The sequence below is a fragment of the Methyloversatilis sp. MC4-4 genome (assembly GCF_049843555.1).
Classification (GTDB): domain Bacteria; phylum Pseudomonadota; class Gammaproteobacteria; order Burkholderiales; family Rhodocyclaceae; genus Methyloversatilis; species Methyloversatilis discipulorum_B.
Map to the genome: position 1 here is coordinate 76,901 of NZ_JBBHZK010000004.1, position 17,846 is coordinate 94,746.

A 17,846-nucleotide genomic window follows, 5' to 3' on the forward strand; every position below is an offset into this window, starting at 1 on the left:
ATGGCAAAACAATCGGGGCCGCACAAGGCGGCCCCGCAGGGTGAAACAGGGTGTAAGAGGCGGTCAGCCGAGGCGGCGACGCGAGATTGCACCGACCACCGCCAGACCGGCGACGATGAGCGCCCACGACTCGGGTTCCGGCACGGCCGCGACCGCGTAGCTGTCGACGAACTCGACACGCACGCCGGTGGCGTTGCCGACCTTCTGCGCAACGTTGCTGACGAAGAAGTCCAGCGTGTTCACGCCGGACAGGAAGCCGGCGGTGGCCGAGAACGAAGTCCAGGAATCCAGTGCCGAGCCGCTCGAAATCGTCGTGCCGTTCAGCTGGATGTAGCCGTTGTTGTCGGCAGCCCAGCGACCGGTGATCCAGGCGGAGGTGATGTCCAGGCCGGTCAGGTCGAAGGAGATCGACCACTTGTACAGGCCCGGCTCGGTCGGATCGTAGCTCTGACGGGCGTTGATGGTCGGCGTCAGCCACTTCGAGTCCGCCGTATTGTCCAGCCAGGCGTAGAACATCGAGTTCAGGCCGGTCTGACGGGTGGTCACGCCGTGGCCATCGGTACCGACAGCGGTGCCGCTGATCGCTTCGAAGGTGTAGTGCGTGTCGATCTTGCCGGAGGCCAGGCCAGCGCCGGTGTTGTAGAGCCCGTCGATCTGGTTCGACTCGACTGCGGCTGCGCCGAAGGACGCCAGCGCGATGCCCGACGCCACGAGAATGCTCTTGAACATGTGAATCTCCGCCTGAAATCTGAAAGTGAGGCGGAGTGTAGGCAGGGCCGAGGTGCACGACCGTTCATAAAGTCACGCTTTCGCCGGCCCCCGGCGGACGCTCTTTGCTGCTCTGCACACAAGCCCTTGAAAGCGCAGGACTTGACCGATTTTTGCAGACCGCGGGCGCGGTCTATCGAGACAATCCTTAACAGTCAGATCTTGGGCAGCGTCACACCAGTCTGGCCCTGGTACTTGCCGCCGCGGTCCTTGTACGAGGTTTCGCACGGCTCGTCCGACTCGAAGAACAGCATCTGGGCGACGCCCTCGTTGGCGTAGATGCGCGCCGGCAACGGCGTCGTGTTGGAGAACTCGAGCGTCACGTGGCCTTCCCATTCCGGTTCCAGCGGCGTCACGTTCACGATGATGCCGCAGCGCGCATAGGTGCTCTTGCCCAGGCAGACGACCAGCACGTTGCGCGGAATGCGGAAGTACTCGACCGTGCGCGCCAGCGCAAACGAGTTCGGCGGGATGATGCAGGACTCGGCGTCCATCTCGACGAAGGAGTTCGGATCGAAGGTCTTCGGGTCGACGATGGTCGAGTTGATATTGGTGAACACCTTGAATTCGGACGCGCAGCGCACGTCGTAGCCATAGCTGGAGGTGCCGTAGGACACGATGCGGCGGCCGTCGACGTGGCGCACCTGACCCGGCTCGAAGGGGTCGATCATGTGGTGCTCCTGCGCCATGCGGCGTATCCAGCGGTCGGACTTGATGCTCATCTGCGTGCCCTCGATTGCGTGCGCGGCCCCGGAAGGCGCCGCAAAAGGACGCAATTGTTGCAAGTTCGGCGCCGAAAAGCACGCGCTGCCTGCCCCGCCGGACCGCGCGGGGCGGGGCCCGGCTCAGCGCCTGTGCGAAGCCGTCGCCGCCGGGCCGGAGTCGGTGATCGGGTTCAGCGTGGTCATGAAGGTCGATTGGCGCAGGCCTTCGTCGACCCAGCGCTGGTGCTCACCGGTCAGCGTCTTCAGGAAGGCGACCAGTGCGGTCTTCTCGTCGTCGTCCAGACGCAGCGGCACGATCAGGGGGCTCTGATCCGGCGCGCCACCGCCGCCTCGGTCGTAGAAGTCCACCACCGCCTCGAGCGTCGATAGCGAGCCGTCGTGCATGTAGGGCGCGGTCAGCGCCACGTTCCGCAGCATCGGTGTCTTGTAGGCCCAGCGGTCGTCCGGGTCGAGCGTGATTTCGAAGCGGCCAACGTCGTTCGGCACCTTCTCGCCGATCGAATCGATGCGCTCGGCCGTCATCGTCGTCTGCAATCCCGGCACCAACTGCACTTCGACCAGCGGCCGCGGCAAGCCGCGCAACCAGCCGATGCCGGTGTTGTGGTAGCGGAAATCCGAGAACAGCGCCGACTGCTCGCCGATCGTGTGACAGGTGGTGCAGCGTCCCTTGCCGGCGAACACCTCCAACCCCTGCCGCTCCTGCGCGGTCAGCGCCGTCTCGTCGCCGCCGTAGCGGTAGCGGTCGAAGCGGGAATTGGCGGATACCAGCGAACGCTGATAGCTGGCCAGGGCCTGGCCCACCGTCTCGACCGTCGGTCCGCGACCGGCGAAGGCCCGCTCGAACGCGCCCTGGTAGTCGGGCAGCGTGCGCAGCTTGTCCAGTACGTGGCCGATCGACGGGTTGGCCATTTCGTTGTGCGCAAGGAAGGGGCCCCACACCTGGGCTTCCAGTTCCCCCTCGCGGCCGTCGTGGAACAGGCGCGGGTGGTAGCCCACGTTGAGCACCGTGGGGGCGTTGCGTCTTACCGTGGCGCCCTCGTTGCCGATCGCCATGCGCAGCTCGTTGGCGGTGAAACCGTGGTCGGGCACATGGCACATGCCGCACGACATGGTGCCGTTGAACGACAGCCGGCGATCGAAGAAGAGCTTGCGTCCCAGTTCGATGCGTGCAGCCGTGGGCGGGTTGTCCGGCGGGTGCGGCATGACGGGCAGGCCGAGCGGCACAGCGATGGCCGCCGTGGCCGTATCGTGCGCCACCTCGCCGGCACAGCCGGTCAGCGCGAGCGCGAGCGCCACTACGCATTCAGGGCGCACGCGGCGTTTCGAGCAGGAGTGTTTCAATGTCATTGAACATGACCTCAGGCATCAGGAAAGCGGTTGTATAGATCTCGCGGACCCGGCCGTCGCGATCGATCAGGAAGAGCTTGAGCATGTGGTTGAGCACCCGTGTCGGCCGCCCCTGGGTGTCCAGTTCGACCGACACGTCCTGACCAAGGTCGTCGAGCATGGGTTTCAGATCGGCGACCGAACGCGTGGTGAGGAAGTGCCAGCGCACCGGGCTCTTCGGATCGGCCAGTGCGCCGGCGTACATACGCATCGATGCGGCATCGTCGTGCGACGGATCGAAGGACAGGCTGACCAGCCTGACCTGGCGCGCCATGTCGGGCCGGCGCAGCAGGCGCTCGCGCAACTGCGTCAGCGTCGCGTAGGCAAGCGGACAGCCCACCGGGTCCACGCAGTAGGTGTACATGAAGGACAGCAGCGTGATGCGCTCCCGCGTATAGCGGGCGAGCCCGTAGGTACGACCGTCGATGTCCACCACCCGCCCGTTGGGCGAGCGCTGTATCGGCGGCAAGCGGTAGCTGCCCGCGGCGGGCGCGACGAAATCCTGATGCGGCGTGCTGGGCGCGAGATCGGCATTGGATGCGCCCTGCGAGCCATCGGCCAGCAGGGCGCCCAGCACCAGCGCCGTCGCCGCCGTCCGGACGCGGCGGAGGATCGGCATGGGTTCGCCTCGACTCAGCGGTTCGAGGCAAGTTCGGCGACGCGCTCCTTCAGCCCGGCGGTGTTCGCCGGCTTCGCCGAGAACTTCATGTGATGCGCACGACCCAGCTTGAGCGCATAGAAGTCGATCGAGAACTTCTCGCTGAGCGCCTTGCCGTCCCAGTGGAACAGCTTCAGGAACTGCTGGTCGTCGCCGCCCTTCTTGTCCCAGTTGCCGAGCAGGCTGGTGGTGAAGTAGACCCGCTTGCCGTCCCAGCTCTGGCTCACCATGTTGACCTGCGAACCGATCACCTTCTGGTAGACCTCCTTCGGCGCCTCCGGATCGGAAATGTCGAAGTAGCGCGCGGTGCCGTCGAGGAAGGTGTTCACCCACAGCCCCTTCGCGTCGGCGGTGATCGAAATGTCGACCGGCAGCGGCACCTTGGAGGGGTCACCCACGGTACCGACCTCCTTCGCCTGCCACTCGCCCTTCGCGTCCTGCTTGATCAGCACCAGTTTCGATGTGAGCGCGGTGGCCGTGTAGGCCCAGTTGTCGCCGCTCTTCAGCGACCAGCGGATTTCCAGCGGCGCGCCGGGCACGTTCATCACCTTCTGCGGCTTCATCGACTTCAGGTCCCACATGACCATGGTGTTGCCGAAGTGCTTCATCGCGTCGGCGTCCTTCACCATCTTGCCGAAATCCATCATGTAGTTGTTCCAGCCGGTGAAGCTGGAGGTGAGCAGCGCATTCTTCTGCGGATTGATGCCGATGTCGTAGCCGTAGCCGTCGGCCATCACGTCGCCGTGCCGGCCGGTCGGCATGTCGTACTTCTCGACGAACTCACCCTTGTTGTTGTAGACGACCAGCCCGGTGCGGCCACCGTGATCCTTGTCGTTGGACAGGGCCTGCACCATCATCCGGCCGGGCAGTGCGTAGAAGGTGTGCGGGCCGACGTAGCCGGTCTTCTGCGTGAAGTCGGAAATGGTGTGCACCAGCTTCGGCTTCGCCGGATCGCTGGCGATGTCGAACACGAAGATGCGGTTGTCGTCGAGCCGGCCTGCCCACAGGAATCGGCGGTCGTCGGTGAAGCCGGTGTGGTGCGCCTCGCCACGCCCCCCGACGGTGACCGAATGGACCACCTTGCCGTAGTCCTTCGATTTCGGATTCACGTCCACGGTGACCAGCTTGTCCGACTCGTCACCCATGCCCTTCACGCCCAGCGTCCACACGTGGACGAAATCCTCCTGCCCCTTGATCAGCTTCGTCGTGTAGGGCGAATTGCAGGTTTCGTCGGCCTGTACCGGCAGCGTGCCGCCGAACGAAGCAATCAGGGCGAATGCAAGGGCAGTGACTTTCAGCTTGCTCATCAGGATTTCCTTCCTCTGGTTGTCGGTCGTGCCGGCCGCACCGGGTGCGGTCCGACACCGTCTCCAGGCTGCGCATGCAAACCGGTTGACGTACCGTTTGGTATGTTTATAGTCGTAACGCGGAGGCATTGGCGCCGCCATTCTTGTCGCTGCAACGCAGCAGCCCGGAGCACTGGATCAGCCATCGTGAAGACTGCCGCTCATCGTTCCGACATGCCTTCAGGCCCGCCGGCCCGGTTCTGTGCTCCGGAACGGCCTCAACGCTACCGCCGGCACGGCAGCGCCACCATCCGGACGAACTCCGGCGCAGCCGAGGGATTTCCCTTAGCCGGTGTCGAATGCACGGTGCATCAGGCATGAATGCGCTGACCGGCATCGGTCTGCTCGCCACGCTCGCGCTGGCCACCTCGTCGATATGGGCGCTGCGCACGCACCGTCAGCGACTGGCGGAGGCGGCGCAGACGATACGGACACTGCAATCGGAGCGCGATGCGCTGGTGACCGCGCACGGCGAGGCCGAGGCGCGCCTGACGGCGAGCGAGCAGCGGCTGCGTCTGCTGCTCGAATCCGAGCCGGAATGCGTGAAGCTGCATACCTGCGATGGCAGCGTGCTGGAAATGAACCCGGCCGGTCTTGCCATGATGGACGCGCGGTCGACGGACCAGGTGATCGGTCGCTCCATCTTCTCCTTCATCGCCGAAGAGCATCGTCAGCCCTATATCGAACTGACCGAGCGGGTGTTCCGCGGCGAGAGCGGGCGACTGGAATTCCGCCTGACCAGCCTGCAGGGGCGTCTGCGCTGGATGGAAACCAGTGCGGCACCGCTGCGCGACGAACATGGCCACATCATCGCGCTGCTCGGCGTCACCCGCGACATGACCGAAAGGCGCGCCGCCGAGGAACAGGACCGGCAGCACCTGTCCGCGCTCGCCCACGTGGTGCGCACCTGCACCATGGGCGAGATGGCGACCAATCTCGCGCACGAGCTGAACCAGCCGCTGGCGGCCATCGTCAATTACACGCGCGGGTCGCTGCGCCGCCTGCGCGCTCAGGCCGCCGCCGCACCGGAGGTGCTCGAATCGCTCGAACACGTGTGCACGCAGGCGGAGCGTGCCGCCGGCATCATCCGCAATCTGCGCACCTTCCTCGGCAAGCGCGAACCGGCGCTCACTGCGCTCGACCTCAACGACATCGTGCAGGCCACCAGCGCGCTGATCGGTTCGGAAGCGCGCGCGCACGGCGTGAGCATCCTGTTCTCGCCGGCCGCCGACCTGCCGCCGGCGCGCGGATCGCGCATCGAGGTGGAGCAGGTGCTGCTGAACCTGATGCGCAACGCGATCGAGGCGATGACGACCGCCGCATCCCCTTGCCGCGAGATCCGCGTATCCACCGGGCACGGACACGACGGCTACGCCTTCGTGGACATCGCCGACTCCGGGCCCGGCATCGACGGCGCCGACCCGTCGCGCATCTTCCAGCCCTTCTTCACCAGCAAGGACGAAGGCATGGGCATGGGTCTGCCGATCAGCCGCTCCATCATCGAAGCACACGGCGGACAACTCTGGCTCGCAAAGAACGACAACGACGGCGCGACCTTCCGGTTCACGCTGCAAACGGGGGAGGCACTGCATGGACGGAACGGAACCGACGGTCTACGTGGTTGACGACGACGACGCCGTGTCGTCGTCGCTGTCCTGGTTGCTGGAGTCCATCGGGCTCCGCGTCCGGACCTACCGCAACGCGCTCGACTTCATCGCCGCGATGGACGCCGATCCGTGGGGCTGTCTGGTGCTCGATGTACGCATGCCGGGCATGAGTGGCCTCGAGCTGCAGCAGCGGCTGCGCGATCGCGATGTCGGACTGCCGGTCATCTTCATCACCGGTCACGGTGGCGTGGCCAACGCGGTGAAGGCGATCAAGGCCGGCGCTTTCGACTTCCTGGAGAAGCCCTTCGACGACCAGACCCTGCTCGACCGCGTACAGCAGGCGATCGGGCTCAACAGTGAAACGCGCCGTTGCCGCAGCGCCCGCGCAGCGCTGCTCGACCGCTACGCCAGCCTGACGCCACGCGAGCGCGAGGTGATGGATCTGGTGGTCGAGGGCCGGCCGAACAAGGTGATCGCGCAGGTGCTCGGCCTGTCGAGCAAGACGGTGGAGGCGCACCGCGCGCACGTGATGGAAAAGATGGCTGCGCGCTCGCTGACCGAACTGGTGAAGCAGTCGCTGTGCATCCAGTCGCCGGACTCCGGCTGGATCGGCACCGGCACGAGCATGCCGCACGGCCGCGCGGGAAACCCCTTGGCGGAACAGGGAATCGACCGGATTTCCGCCTCCCGTGCCGCTCGGCCATAGTGGCGACATCCCGCGACCGAGCGCCCGGCCCTCCGCGCCGGTCGCGGGCACAAGAGTCGCGGCTCCGGTGCGTGCGTGCCCGCACCTGCCGGTCGACCGCACCGCATCGCGCACCGCGCAGCCCCCGCGTGGTGTCGCATCTCGACCGGGAAGAAGGGGAAACTTCCGCGGCGCGTGCGCCATATCGCCTCCGATGGCGCACGCCCCTGTTTTCACCGCGGCATCTGTCGTGCGACCGACCCCGCCACGCAGTCGCGCCTCGTGCTAGAAAGCGGTTGTCCACTCCGTCCGCGCCGCCAGCATGAGCCGCCCTTCCCGCAAGACCGAACTGCTCGACACTGCTCGCGACCTTGTCATGCGCAAGGGCTTCTCGGCGACGTCGGTGGATGAGATCTGCACGCTGTCGCAGATGACGAAGGGCGCCTTCTTCCATCACTTCAGCGACAAGGAAGGGTTCGGCCTGGCCCTGCTCGACCATTTCGAACAGGAGGGCCGGCTGCGCATGCAGGCCCATCTGCCGCTGCGCAAGCGCAGCGCACGCGGCCAGCTGCACGCCTACCTCGACCTGCTCGGCGACATGTACGGCGGAGACGCGCGCTTTCGTGAAGGCTGTCTGTTCGCCATCCTCGCCTACGAGTCGTCTGATCCGTCCTCTCCGCTGCGGCGGGCCTGCGCCGCCGCGCTGGAACGCTGGATGGAGGGCGCCCGCGCGCAGTTCGCGCAGATCATCGCGCTGCTGGACACGCCACCTCCGGTGCGTGCCGAAGATCTGGCCGAGCACCTGCTCGTGGTGATCGAGGGCGCGCTGGTCATGGGCCGCGTCCGCGACCCCGCCGTCGCGATCGCGCGGGCGCTGGCGCAGTTCCGGTCTTACGCCGAAGCCGCGCTCGGGCTCGGCGGGCGCTGAGTTCAGTCGCCGCGCGCACTGCGCGCCACCGCGGCCAGCCAGTGCAGCGCATCCTGAGTGTCCGGTCGCATCAGCAGCCGGAACAGCGAAGCCGCTCCACCGGAGGACGCAGTGCCGGCGGCGCGCGCCGACCCGTCGTTCAGGGCCTGGAGCAGCGTCAGCAGCGCAGAGCGCTCCAGCCCGTCGTCGCGCGATGCCGTGCGCTCAAGACGATCGAGCAGACGGGCCACGCCCGGACTGTTCAGCAGACGCAGCAGGCGCAGCGCACCGCTGGCGAGATCCGCAGCGTCGGACACCATGTCGGGCGTGAAGCCGTCCTCGAACAGTTCGAATAGCCGCTGCAGGCCGACTGCCTCCGGCGCGGCCGGCTCGTAGGCGCCGGTATGCCGCGCATCGTGCTGCCGCCAGGCGCGGATCGCGTCGGCGGCCAGGCGGTCGAGCGCGCCGCTCCGCGCCATATCCGCCAGCACGCACGGCGCCTCGGTCAGTCCGGCGCGTTCGCACCAGTCCTCCAGCGCACGCCAGTCCTCTGCGCGGGCCGTCACGGAAAACCTCTCAGCGACGACCAGTAGAGACGGTGATAGAAGGTCTTCGCCATGTGCATCGCGCGGCTGGGCGCGTGCGGGCGCGGCGGTTCGGCGTAGTTGAAGGCGGCGTAGGTGGCGCGGTCACGGCTGGTTTCGATGAAGCACAACACCTTGCCGTCATAGCCATGGGTGTCGCCGCCGCCGCGTACGCGGGAGGCCAGGTTCGCGGCGATCACCTCGGCCTGGAAACGGGCCGTCGAGCCCGCCTTGCTCACCGGCAGATTGGTGGTGTCGCCGAGCACGAACACATCGTCGCGCCCCTGCATGGAGAGCAGCCGCCGATGCGTCGGCACCCAGCCGCGCGGACCCAGACCGCTGCGTTCGATCGCCTCGGCGCCACGGTGCGGCGGAATGGCGATCAGCAGATCGTAGTCGACGCTCAGCCCCTCCTCGCTGTGCACCGTGCGCGTAGCGCCATCGACCGACGCGATATTGAAGTAGGTCGCGCTGCGTACGCCGCGGCGGGCGAACTCGATGCGCGCCCACTCGGCCACGGCCTCGATCGAATGCAGGCGGCCGATCGGATAGGTGTAGAGCAGATCGACGCGCGGCGCGATGCCACGTCGCACGAACAGGTCCTGCAGCAGGAAGGTCAGTTCCAGCGGTGCCATCGGGCATTTGTGTGGGACGCCGGTGGTGACGACGACGCGGCCACCGTCGAACGCCTGCAGTGCCTGTGCCAGCCTGAGTGCCGCCGCCTCGGTGTAGAAGCCGTGCGCATTTTCGGCCAGGCCCGGCACCTCTTCCGGCGTCACCCGCGAGCCGGTGGCGATGACCAGCCAGTCATAGCTGTAGGCATTGCCGCTGGCTCCGCGCACCTGCTTCGAGTCCGGCGCAAAGGCGACCACTTCGTCGATCAGCAGCGCGATGCGCGGATCGAGCAGCGTGCGCTGGTCGCGATACAAGGCATCCACCGTGGTCTGTCCGAGTGCGAGATGCAGCAGGCCGGGCTGGTAGAGATGTCTTGGCGACGCGGAGAGCACCACCACATCCACCTCGCCGCGCTGCAGCTCCGGCGCCAGCAGCCTTGCCAGCCTGTTGGCCAGTATCGTGCCACCGATGCCGGCGCCGACGATCATGATGCGCATGATGTCCGCTCCTCCGGCATGGGCCTAGCCACGCGTCTTCTCGACCATGATGTGCAGAACCCCCTGCTCGCTGCGGGTGGACACGTGACGCTGACCCACCTTGGCCAGCCACTCGGGAATTTCCCGTGCCGAACCGGGGTCGTCTGCCAGCACCAGCAGGAACTCTCCGCGCCGCGCGTGCTTGAGCGCCACGATCAGTTCCATCAGCGCGCCCGGGCAATGGCTGCCGCGCGCATCGACGACGACGGCCACGCCACCAGGCACTGGAAGGTCATCCTGCATGGCCGCCGTCGCCGCTCAGAAGCGCATGCCGAATGCAAGGCTGAACACGTCGGGATCGAGACCGATGCGTTCCACACGGGCGGGCGCTCCGGAGAAGCGCACGTCGGTTTCGAGGTAGAACTTCTTGTAGTCCATGTTGATGAACCAGCGCTCCGACACCGACCAGCTGACACCTGCCTGCAGCACGAGACCGGTATCGGACTTGAAGCGGGCGAGCTGGTCGAAGACCGGTCCTTCCTGGTCGAAGAACAGCGTGTGGTGGACGCCGACGCCGACATAGGGACGGAAGCGCCCTTCAGGCAGGAAATGCCATTGCGCCACCAGGTTCAGCGGCGCCATCGAAGCCCGGCCCAGCGTGGCACCGCCGAGGCTGAAGCGGTGACGCGCAATGCCGGCCGCGGTATTCAGCGCGATCTGACGGGTCAGGAAATAGCTTGCGTTGATCACCGGCGTCACCCGGTCCGATGCGTCGACGCCCAGCACCGGTGAATCCATGTCCGCGTTGACCGACATCAGTCCCAGACTGAGCTCCCAGTCACCTGCCGCCGCCTGCACCGCCACCGGCAGCGCAAGTGCGAATACCGTCACCGTCCGCTTGAGTACACGGCTCATCCTTCTTCCTCCTTGTCCTTGTTGTGGGCATGACTGCCTTGTTGTCCGTCGTGCGTGCACCGCTGCGGGCGCATCGCATGACAGCGACAGTTCTACGCGGCGAGGAGGGCGGGGAAAATCCGGACGAGCACGGCCGGTATCGAGGGTTTCTACCCGGTCAATAGCGGGGTCGGGGCCGACGCGCAGACATGAAAAAAGGGCGGCTCCCCTTGTCGGAGAGCCGCCCTGGGCGGAAAAGACGACGCAATCAGACCAGCATGTCGGCCCAGATGTTCTTCGCCCAGGCCAGCGCGAACTTGCCTTCCATCTCGGTCGGGCCCGCGGACAGGCCGCCGGCGCCCTTGACCGGCTGCACCTGCTTGGTGGCCGGGTCGTAGGCGTGCACCGACGCCACGTGTACGACGTTGGTCGCATCGACGAAGCTGTAGCAGGTGTTCATCACCAGTGGCGAGTCCGACGGCGGCTGGCCCGCCATCAGGTTCACGATGGCGGCGGCAGCCAGCTTCGCGTGCTGGTTCGCCATATGGCCCGACTTCGGCATGGTCGGCGCCGGGAAGATGGCGTCGCCGAGCACGTGGATGTTCGGCGTGCTGGTCGATTCCATCGTCAGCCAGTTGATGTCCACCCAGCGGTTGTTGATCAGCTTCAGCCCCGATTTCGCGGCGATGTCGCCGGCGCGCTGCGGCGGCACCACGTTGAGCACGTCCGCCTTCACCTGATCGAACTCGAGGATGGCCGTACGGTTGCCGGCATCGACGTCGCGCAGCTCGCTCTGCGGGCGGTACTCGATGATGTCCTTGTAGTTGTCGGCCCAGGCCTTCAGGAACAGGCCCTTCTTCGACACGATCTCCTCGTTGGCATCGAGCACCAGCACCTTGGACTTCGGCTTCTTCGTCTTGAAGTAGTGCGCCACCATGCAGGCTCGCTCGTACGGTCCGGGCGGGCAGCGATAGGGCGCCTTCGGAATGGTCATCGCGAACACGCCACCATCCGGCATCGCTTCGAGCTGCTTGCGCAGCGCCACCGTCTGCGGACCGGCCTTCCAGGCGTGCAGGATGGCCTGCTGCGCTGCGGCCGACTGCAGCCCGGGGAGCCCGTCGTACATGAAGTCCACGCCCGGCGACAGCACCAGCCTGTCGTAAGCGAGGTCGCCGCCCTTGGCGAGCTTGACCACGCGCTTGTCGGCATCGACCGCGGTCACTTCGTCCTGCACCACCTTGATGCCGTACTTGGCCAGACCTTCGTAGCCCACCGTGATGTCCGACAGCTGCTTCTCGCCAGCCAGCACCAGATTGGAGATCGGGCACGAAACGAAGGCGGCGTTGCGCTCGACCAGCGTCACGCGGATGCCGCCATTGCTCCACATCGAAATGTACTTGGCTGCAGTGGCGCCGCCGTAGCCGCCACCGACCACCACCACGTGACCCTTGCCCTTGCCGGCACCGGCGCAACCGTAGAGCGCCGCCATGGCCGACACGCCCAGCGTGCCCTGTATGAAACCGCGACGTCCGATGCTCATTTGCCACCTCCGGTCGGCGTGCGCGACGAGAAATAGTCTGCGATCAGTTCGAGCTGAGCCTCGGTATAGCCCTTCGAGATCTGGTGCATGATGGTTGCCGGCTTCTCGCCGTTGCGGAAAGCCTTCAGCGAATTGAGCATCTTGCCCTTGGGCATGCCCGCCAGCACTTCCATGCCACCGACGCTGTTGCCGTCGGTGCCGTGGCAGTTGGCACAGGTTGCCGCAAGATTGCGGCCGAGATTCGGATCCGCCGCGTACACCGCCGTCGCGCTCAGCGACAGCAGTGCCAGAGTCAGCCCTGGCAATGTCTTGTTCAAGATTCTTTTCCTCCTCGGTATCTGCACTGGGGTTCCATTGCGTCCGTTCTGGCGCAGGCGCTCGTTGCGGACTATCGACACGCTAGACAAAAAACCGCGCACCCTCAAGTCAAAAGATCGATAAATTTTTTCTTGCAGATATGCGCAATCGCGCATATGCTCAATTCAAACGATATGAGGAGCAGCGATGGAACACGATCCGGAGCTGGACAAGGTATTCGAGTCGGTGGCCGATTACTTCGGACTGCTGGCCGAGCCGGCAAGGCTGAAAATCCTGCACTGCCTGTGCGATGGCGAGCGCTCTGTCGCCGACGTCGTCAGCCAGTCCGGTCTGAGCCAGACCAACACGTCCCGCCATCTCAACATGCTGTACCGCGCCGGCATCGTCGGCCGCCGCAAGGACGGCAGCATGGTCTTCTACAAGCTGATCGACCCCAACTTCCCGTCGATCTGCCGCACCGTCTGCATTCAGATCGCGTCGGGCAGCGCGCTCAATCTGCCCAGCAAACCCAGCAAGGCCTCGCTGAAGAAGGTCGGCCGCGCGCTCGAAATCGCGTCCGAATAGTCACGGAGAAGACATGTCCCAGCCACCCGTCCGTCCGGGGCGCATCCGTCGCGCACCCGAAGGCTTTCTTACACCTGAACAGATAGGCGAGGTCGCCGCCGGTCGGCGCGATTTCCTGCGCAACGCGTTCGTCGCCGCGACTGCGGTGGCGGCCGGCACCGGTGTCGCGCGCGCCGCCGAGGGCGACCCGGCCATCCTGACGCTACCCGAGCACAGCACCACGCTGGGCCGCCCGGTGGCCGAGCGGCCTTACGGCACACCGTCGCAGTATGAATCCGGGTTGAAGCGCCGCGAGAGCCCGGGCCTGACCCGGGTCGCCGCCGCCTCGGTGTCGTTCGCGCCGCTGCAGGGTCTGTTCGGCATCATCACGCCGTCCGGCCTGCACTTCGAACGCCATCACCAGGGCTGGCACGACATCGACCCGGCCCGTCACCGCCTGATGGTGAATGGTCTGGTGAAGGAAGCCCGCGTCTACACGATGGACGACCTGATGCGTCTGCCCTCGGTGTCGCGCATCCATTTCATCGAGTGCGGTGCCAATACCGGCATGGAATGGGGCAATGTTGCGGTGCCCACCGTGCAGTACACGCACGGCATGCTGTCCTGTTCGGAGTTCACCGGCGTGCCGCTGTCCGTGCTGCTCGACGACTGCGGCATCGATCGCAAGAAAGCGAAGTTCGTGCTGGCCGAAGGCGCCGACGGTTCGAGCATGACGCGCACCATCCCGCTCGACCGCGCGCTCGACGATGTGCTCGTCGCCTGGGGTCAGAACGGCGAAATGCTGCGTCCGGAGAACGGCTACCCGCTGCGCCTGGTGGTGCCGGGCATACAGGGCGTGTCCTGGGTGAAGTGGCTGCGTCGCATCGAGGTCGGCGACAAGCCGTGGGCGGCGAAGGACGAAGCCATCCACTACATCGACCTGCTGCCGGATGGCACCCACCGCCAGTACACGTCGATCCAGGAGTGCAAGTCGGTCATCACCACGCCGTCGGGCGGACAGACCCTGCTCGACCGTGGCTTCCACAACATCTCCGGCCTCGCCTGGTCGGGCCGCGGCAAGATCAAGCGGGTGGATGTATCGACCGACGGTGGCCGCAACTGGCGCACCGCCCGGCTGGAAACACCGGTGCTGTCGAAGGCGCTCACCCGCTTCAACATCGACTGGGTGTGGGACGGCAGTCCGGCCATCCTGCAGTCGCGCGCGATGGACGACACCGGCTATGTGCAGCCGAACTACGCGCAACTGCGCGAGGTGCGCGGCACGCGCTCGATCTATCACAACAACGCCATCCAGTCGTGGAAGCTGGCGGAAAGCGGAGACGTGAGCAATGTCCAGGTTTACTGAACTCGCCCTCGCTGCCGCACTCGCACTGAGCGCGGGCGCCACCCTTGCCGCCGGCAAGTACGAGGGCATCGGTCGCAGCGCTACGCCGGCCGAGGTGAAGGCCTGGGATATCGACGTACGCCCCGACTTCACCGGTCTGCCGCCCGGTTCCGGCTCGGTCGATCGTGGCATGGAGGTGTGGGAGAGCAAGTGCGCCTCCTGTCACGGTACCTTCGGCGAGAGCAACGAGGTGTTCACGCCCATCGTCGGCGGTACGACGAAGGAAGACATCGAGAAGGGCCGCGTCGGCGCCTATATCCGCGGTGACGCGCCGCAGCGCACGACGCTGATGAAAGTGGCCACCGTATCCACGCTGTGGGATTACATTCACCGTGCGATGCCGTGGAATGCACCGAAGTCGCTCAGCGCCGATGACACCTACGCCGTGCTCGCCTACATCCTGAATCTGGGTGAGATCGTGCCGGCCGATTATGTGCTGTCGGACAAGAACATCGCCGAAGTACAGAAGCGCATGCCCAACCGCAACGGCATGACGACGAAGCACGGGCTGTGGGACGTCAAAGGCAAGCCGGACGTGAAGAACGTCGCCTGCATGAAGAACTGCAAGACGCAGATCACTCTGGGTTCCAGCCTGCCCGACTACGCCCGCGATGCGCACGGCAATCTGGCCGAGCAGAACCGTGTGGTCGGCCCGGTGCGCGGCCAGAAGACTGGCGCTGCTGCAGCGCCCGCCGCCAAGCCGCAGCCGGCGCTCGAGCTGATGAAGAAGCACGGCTGCAGCGGCTGCCACGGTGTCGGCAGCAAGATACTCGGCCCAGCCTTCCGCGACGTTGCGCAGCGCTACAAGGACGACAAGGGTGCAGAATCCGGTCTCGCCGCCCGCATCAGGAATGGCGGCAGCGGCGCCTGGGGCGACGTCCCGATGCCGCCGCAATCGCAGGTCAGCGATGCCGACGTCAGCGCGTTGGTGAAATGGATCTTGTCGGGTTCGCCCGAAAACTGAGGAGGAAGTAGATGAACTCGCAGCGAAGAGAAGCCCTGAAGTCCGGGGGCGCACTGGGCCTGTTCGGCGTGCTGGTTGCCGCGGGCCTGATCACGCCGGAAGTGGCGCAGGCAGCATGGGACAAGGCGGCATTCGACGCCAAGACGATGGACGACGCGCTCAAGGCGCTCGGCGCAGGCAAACCGGCCGACTCGAAGGACGTGCAGATCAATGCGCCCGACATCGCCGAGAACGGCGCCGTCGTGCCGGTCGCCGTCAAGAGCACGCTGCCGGGCACCGAGTTCATCGCCATCCTGATCGAGAAGAACCCGAGCATGCTGGCTGCCAGCTTCACGCTCCCCGAGGGCACGGCCGCCGACGTCAGCACGCGCGTCAAGATGGGTCAGACCTCGAACGTGTTCGCGCTGGTCAAGGCCGGCGGCAGCTTCTACATGACCACCAAGGAAATCAAGGTGACGCTGGGTGGTTGCGGCGGCTGAGCCCCGCACTTCCCCGACACCCGTACATTCAAGGAGCAAGACATGGCAGCAGGTCCGATGCGCATCCGCGCCGCCAGCAATGGCACCGAAACCGAAGTGAAGATCCTGATGAGCCACGACATGGAGACCGGCCAGCGCAAGGACGCGTCCGGTGCCCTGATTCCGGCGCACCACATCACCGAAATCACCGCCACCCACAATGGCCGCGTCGTGCTGGCCGGTCAGTTCGGCCCGGCGGTCTCGAAGAACCCCTACCTGCAGTTCAAGTTCAAGGGCGGGGCCAAGGGCGACAAGGTGAGCGTGAGCTGGGTGGACAACAAGGGCGAGAAGCGCACCGACGAAGTCGTCGTGTCCTGACGCCCCGACCGGCGTGCAGCGCCGGCGCACTCCACCAAAGAGACAGGACGACCTCACGAAGGTCAGTCCCGCACACAGTCGAGTCATTACACGCAGGACTGGAGGAAGAGATATGAAAGGCACCCGATACGCCGCATGCGTTGCCGCATCGGCTCTGGCGCTGATGCTGCCGGCGATGCCGGCAGGCGCTGACGCCACCGCCGAAGGCATTGCCAAGTACCGCGAGGCACTCGCCGACGGCAACCCCGCCGAACTGTGGGAGATGCAGGGCGAGGAGCTGTGGCGCACCGCGCGCGGTCCGAAGAACGCCTCGCTGGAGAAGTGCGACCTGGGCCAGGGCCCGGGCGTGGTGAAGGGCGCCTTCGTCACGCTGCCGCGCTACTTCGCCGACACCAAGCGGGTGCAGGACCTCGAATCCCGCCTGCTCACCTGCATGGAAACGCTGCAGGGCATTCCTGCGGACGAGGTCGCGAAGACGCCCTTCGGCAAGGGCGAGCAGAAGAGCATCGAGGCGCTGGTGGCGTGGATTTCCGCCGAGTCGCGCGGCATGAAGTTCAACGTGCCCACGTCGCATCCGGAAGAGAAGCGCATGTACGAGATCGGCAAGCGCGCATTCAACTACCGTGGCGGCACGCACGATTTCGGTTGCGTCACCTGTCATGGCGAGGACGGCAAGCGCATCCGCCTGCAGGATCTGCCCAACCTGACCAAGGGCCCGGACGCCGCGCGCGGCTTCGGCGCGTGGCCGGCCTACCGCGTGTCCAGCGGCGAACTGTGGAGCATGCAGCGCCGGCTCAACGACTGCTTCCGCCAGCAGCGCTTCCCCTATCCGCTCTACGGGTCGGACGTGACCATCGCGCTGTCGACCTATCTGGGTGTGACCGCCAACGGTGCCGGCGAGAGCACCGCGCCCGCGATCAAGCGCTGAGGAGACGACACATGAACAGCACCTTGCGCAATACCGCACTCGCACTGGCCACCCTCGCCACCCTCGCCACCGTCGCCGGCTGTGCCGGCGGTCGCCCGAGTGCCGAACAGCAGGCGGCATATGACCGCGACACCGCGGAAGTGATGGCACGTTCGTTCCGCGAACAGGGCATCGTCAAGACCGACCGCCTGCAGCAGGACGAAGTGATGGCGGCCTGCTCCAAGCACGGCCATGCGATCGACGACGATCTGCGCGACCGCATCCAGGAAAGTGCGATGGCCGCCATCAAGTGGCCGTCCGACGGCAACTATCTCGGCGACTGGAAGGAAGGCGAGAAGATCGCGCAGAGCGGTCGCGGCCTGACCTGGAGCGACAAGGCGGGCGATCCCAACGGCGGCAACTGCTACAACTGCCACCGCATCACGAAGAAGGAAATTTCCTTCGGCACCATCGGCCCCAGCCTCTACCAGTACGGCAAGCTGCACGGCAACACCGAGGCGACGCAGAAGTACGTGTGGGGCAAGATCTGGAACCCGAACGCCTACACCGCGTGTACCAACATGCCGCGCTTCGGTGCGCACGCCATCCTCGACGAGAAGCAGATCCGCCACATCGTGGCCCTGCTGCTCGACCCGAAGTCGCCGGTCAACGCGGAGTGATG

Annotated in this window: 21 protein-coding genes; 10 read left to right on the top strand and 11 right to left on the bottom strand. The window is 66.0% G+C overall.

Annotated features, from left to right (window positions below; translation table 11 throughout):
- Positions 1-63: 63 nt before the first annotated feature.
- The 5 genes from WDZ97_RS16340 to WDZ97_RS16360 form a co-directional block, all read right to left on the bottom strand.
- Positions 64-729, bottom strand: coding sequence for a PEP-CTERM sorting domain-containing protein (locus WDZ97_RS16340; protein ID WP_425763440.1), 666 nt, complete (start codon positions 727-729; stop codon positions 64-66).
- Positions 730-923: 194 nt separating this feature from the next.
- Positions 924-1,490: a dCTP deaminase gene (gene dcd / locus WDZ97_RS16345; RefSeq protein ID WP_425763441.1), complete on the bottom strand. Its 567-nt coding sequence runs from the start codon at positions 1,488-1,490 to the stop codon at positions 924-926.
- A 123-nt stretch (positions 1,491-1,613) separates the two neighbouring features.
- Positions 1,614-2,840 (bottom strand): cytochrome-c peroxidase, encoded by a 1,227-nt coding sequence (locus tag WDZ97_RS16350; RefSeq protein ID WP_425763442.1) that lies wholly within the window; start codon positions 2,838-2,840, stop codon positions 1,614-1,616.
- On the bottom strand, positions 2,797-3,498 hold the full coding sequence (locus WDZ97_RS16355; RefSeq protein WP_425763443.1) for an SCO family protein: 702 nt from the start codon (positions 3,496-3,498) through the stop codon (positions 2,797-2,799). Before WDZ97_RS16355 ends, WDZ97_RS16350 begins: the two co-directional genes overlap by 44 nt.
- A gap of 14 nt (positions 3,499-3,512) precedes the next feature.
- Positions 3,513-4,844: a selenium-binding protein SBP56-related protein gene (locus WDZ97_RS16360; protein WP_425763444.1), complete on the bottom strand. Its 1,332-nt coding sequence runs from the start codon at positions 4,842-4,844 to the stop codon at positions 3,513-3,515.
- Between the two features lie 356 nt (positions 4,845-5,200).
- Here WDZ97_RS16360 and WDZ97_RS16365 point away from each other — a divergent pair, with 356 nt between their 5' ends.
- From WDZ97_RS16365 to WDZ97_RS16375, 3 genes are all read left to right on the top strand, one after another.
- Positions 5,201-6,508 carry a two-component system sensor histidine kinase NtrB gene (locus WDZ97_RS16365; protein WP_425763445.1) on the top strand — a complete coding sequence of 436 codons (1,308 nt, stop codon included), beginning with the start codon at positions 5,201-5,203 and terminating at the stop codon, positions 6,506-6,508.
- Positions 6,474-7,196: a response regulator transcription factor gene (locus WDZ97_RS16370; RefSeq protein WP_029143466.1), complete on the top strand. Its 723-nt coding sequence runs from the start codon at positions 6,474-6,476 to the stop codon at positions 7,194-7,196. The genes WDZ97_RS16365 and WDZ97_RS16370 overlap by 35 nt, the downstream gene beginning before the upstream one ends.
- A gap of 301 nt (positions 7,197-7,497) precedes the next feature.
- Complete coding sequence (locus tag WDZ97_RS16375) at positions 7,498-8,103, top strand: TetR/AcrR family transcriptional regulator (protein ID WP_425763446.1); 606 nt, start codon at positions 7,498-7,500, stop codon at positions 8,101-8,103.
- Positions 8,104-8,105: 2 nt separating this feature from the next.
- On the opposite strand, the gene WDZ97_RS16380 is transcribed toward WDZ97_RS16375, so the two are convergent.
- The 6 genes from WDZ97_RS16380 to WDZ97_RS16405 form a co-directional block, all read right to left on the bottom strand.
- Positions 8,106-8,648, bottom strand: a complete 543-nt coding sequence (locus tag WDZ97_RS16380; RefSeq protein WP_425763447.1) for a hypothetical protein — start codon at positions 8,646-8,648, stop codon at positions 8,106-8,108.
- A complete protein-coding gene (locus tag WDZ97_RS16385; RefSeq protein ID WP_425763448.1) occupies positions 8,645-9,778 on the bottom strand; it encodes an NAD(P)/FAD-dependent oxidoreductase in 1,134 nt (377 codons plus the stop codon). Before WDZ97_RS16385 ends, WDZ97_RS16380 begins: the two co-directional genes overlap by 4 nt.
- 24 nt (positions 9,779-9,802) lie before the next feature.
- Positions 9,803-10,060 (bottom strand): sulfurtransferase TusA family protein, encoded by a 258-nt coding sequence (locus WDZ97_RS16390; RefSeq protein WP_425763449.1) that lies wholly within the window; start codon positions 10,058-10,060, stop codon positions 9,803-9,805.
- Between the two features lie 15 nt (positions 10,061-10,075).
- Entirely contained in the window at positions 10,076-10,672 is a 597-nt protein-coding gene (locus WDZ97_RS16395) for an OmpW/AlkL family protein (protein ID WP_425763450.1), read from the bottom strand.
- Positions 10,673-10,919: 247 nt separating this feature from the next.
- Complete coding sequence (locus tag WDZ97_RS16400) at positions 10,920-12,191, bottom strand: NAD(P)/FAD-dependent oxidoreductase (protein ID WP_020162947.1); 1,272 nt, start codon at positions 12,189-12,191, stop codon at positions 10,920-10,922.
- Complete coding sequence (locus tag WDZ97_RS16405) at positions 12,188-12,508, bottom strand: c-type cytochrome (RefSeq protein WP_020162948.1); 321 nt, start codon at positions 12,506-12,508, stop codon at positions 12,188-12,190. Before WDZ97_RS16405 ends, WDZ97_RS16400 begins: the two co-directional genes overlap by 4 nt.
- Positions 12,509-12,695: 187 nt before the next feature.
- Here WDZ97_RS16405 and WDZ97_RS16410 point away from each other — a divergent pair, with 187 nt between their 5' ends.
- The 7 genes from WDZ97_RS16410 (at position 12,696) to soxX (ending at position 17,844) form a co-directional block, all read left to right on the top strand.
- The gene (locus WDZ97_RS16410) at positions 12,696-13,073 is read left to right on the top strand and encodes an ArsR/SmtB family transcription factor (RefSeq protein WP_019915880.1); all 378 of its coding nucleotides are present in this window, start codon (positions 12,696-12,698) and stop codon (positions 13,071-13,073) included.
- Between the two features lie 13 nt (positions 13,074-13,086).
- Complete coding sequence (soxC, locus tag WDZ97_RS16415; RefSeq protein WP_425763451.1) at positions 13,087-14,418, top strand: sulfite dehydrogenase; 1,332 nt, start codon at positions 13,087-13,089, stop codon at positions 14,416-14,418.
- Entirely contained in the window at positions 14,402-15,421 is a 1,020-nt protein-coding gene (locus WDZ97_RS16420; protein WP_425763452.1) for a c-type cytochrome, read from the top strand. Before soxC ends, WDZ97_RS16420 begins: the two co-directional genes overlap by 17 nt.
- 11 nt (positions 15,422-15,432) lie before the next feature.
- The gene (gene soxY, locus WDZ97_RS16425) at positions 15,433-15,900 is read left to right on the top strand and encodes a thiosulfate oxidation carrier protein SoxY (protein WP_020162951.1); all 468 of its coding nucleotides are present in this window, start codon (positions 15,433-15,435) and stop codon (positions 15,898-15,900) included.
- Positions 15,901-15,942: 42 nt separating this feature from the next.
- Positions 15,943-16,257 carry a thiosulfate oxidation carrier complex protein SoxZ gene (gene soxZ, locus WDZ97_RS16430; RefSeq protein ID WP_020162952.1) on the top strand — a complete coding sequence of 105 codons (315 nt, stop codon included), beginning with the start codon at positions 15,943-15,945 and terminating at the stop codon, positions 16,255-16,257.
- Between the two features lie 112 nt (positions 16,258-16,369).
- Entirely contained in the window at positions 16,370-17,185 is an 816-nt protein-coding gene (gene soxA / locus WDZ97_RS16435) for a sulfur oxidation c-type cytochrome SoxA (RefSeq protein WP_304004707.1), read from the top strand.
- 11 nt (positions 17,186-17,196) lie between these two features.
- A complete protein-coding gene (soxX, locus tag WDZ97_RS16440; RefSeq protein ID WP_425763453.1) occupies positions 17,197-17,844 on the top strand; it encodes a sulfur oxidation c-type cytochrome SoxX in 648 nt (215 codons plus the stop codon).
- Positions 17,845-17,846 lie beyond the last annotated feature (2 nt).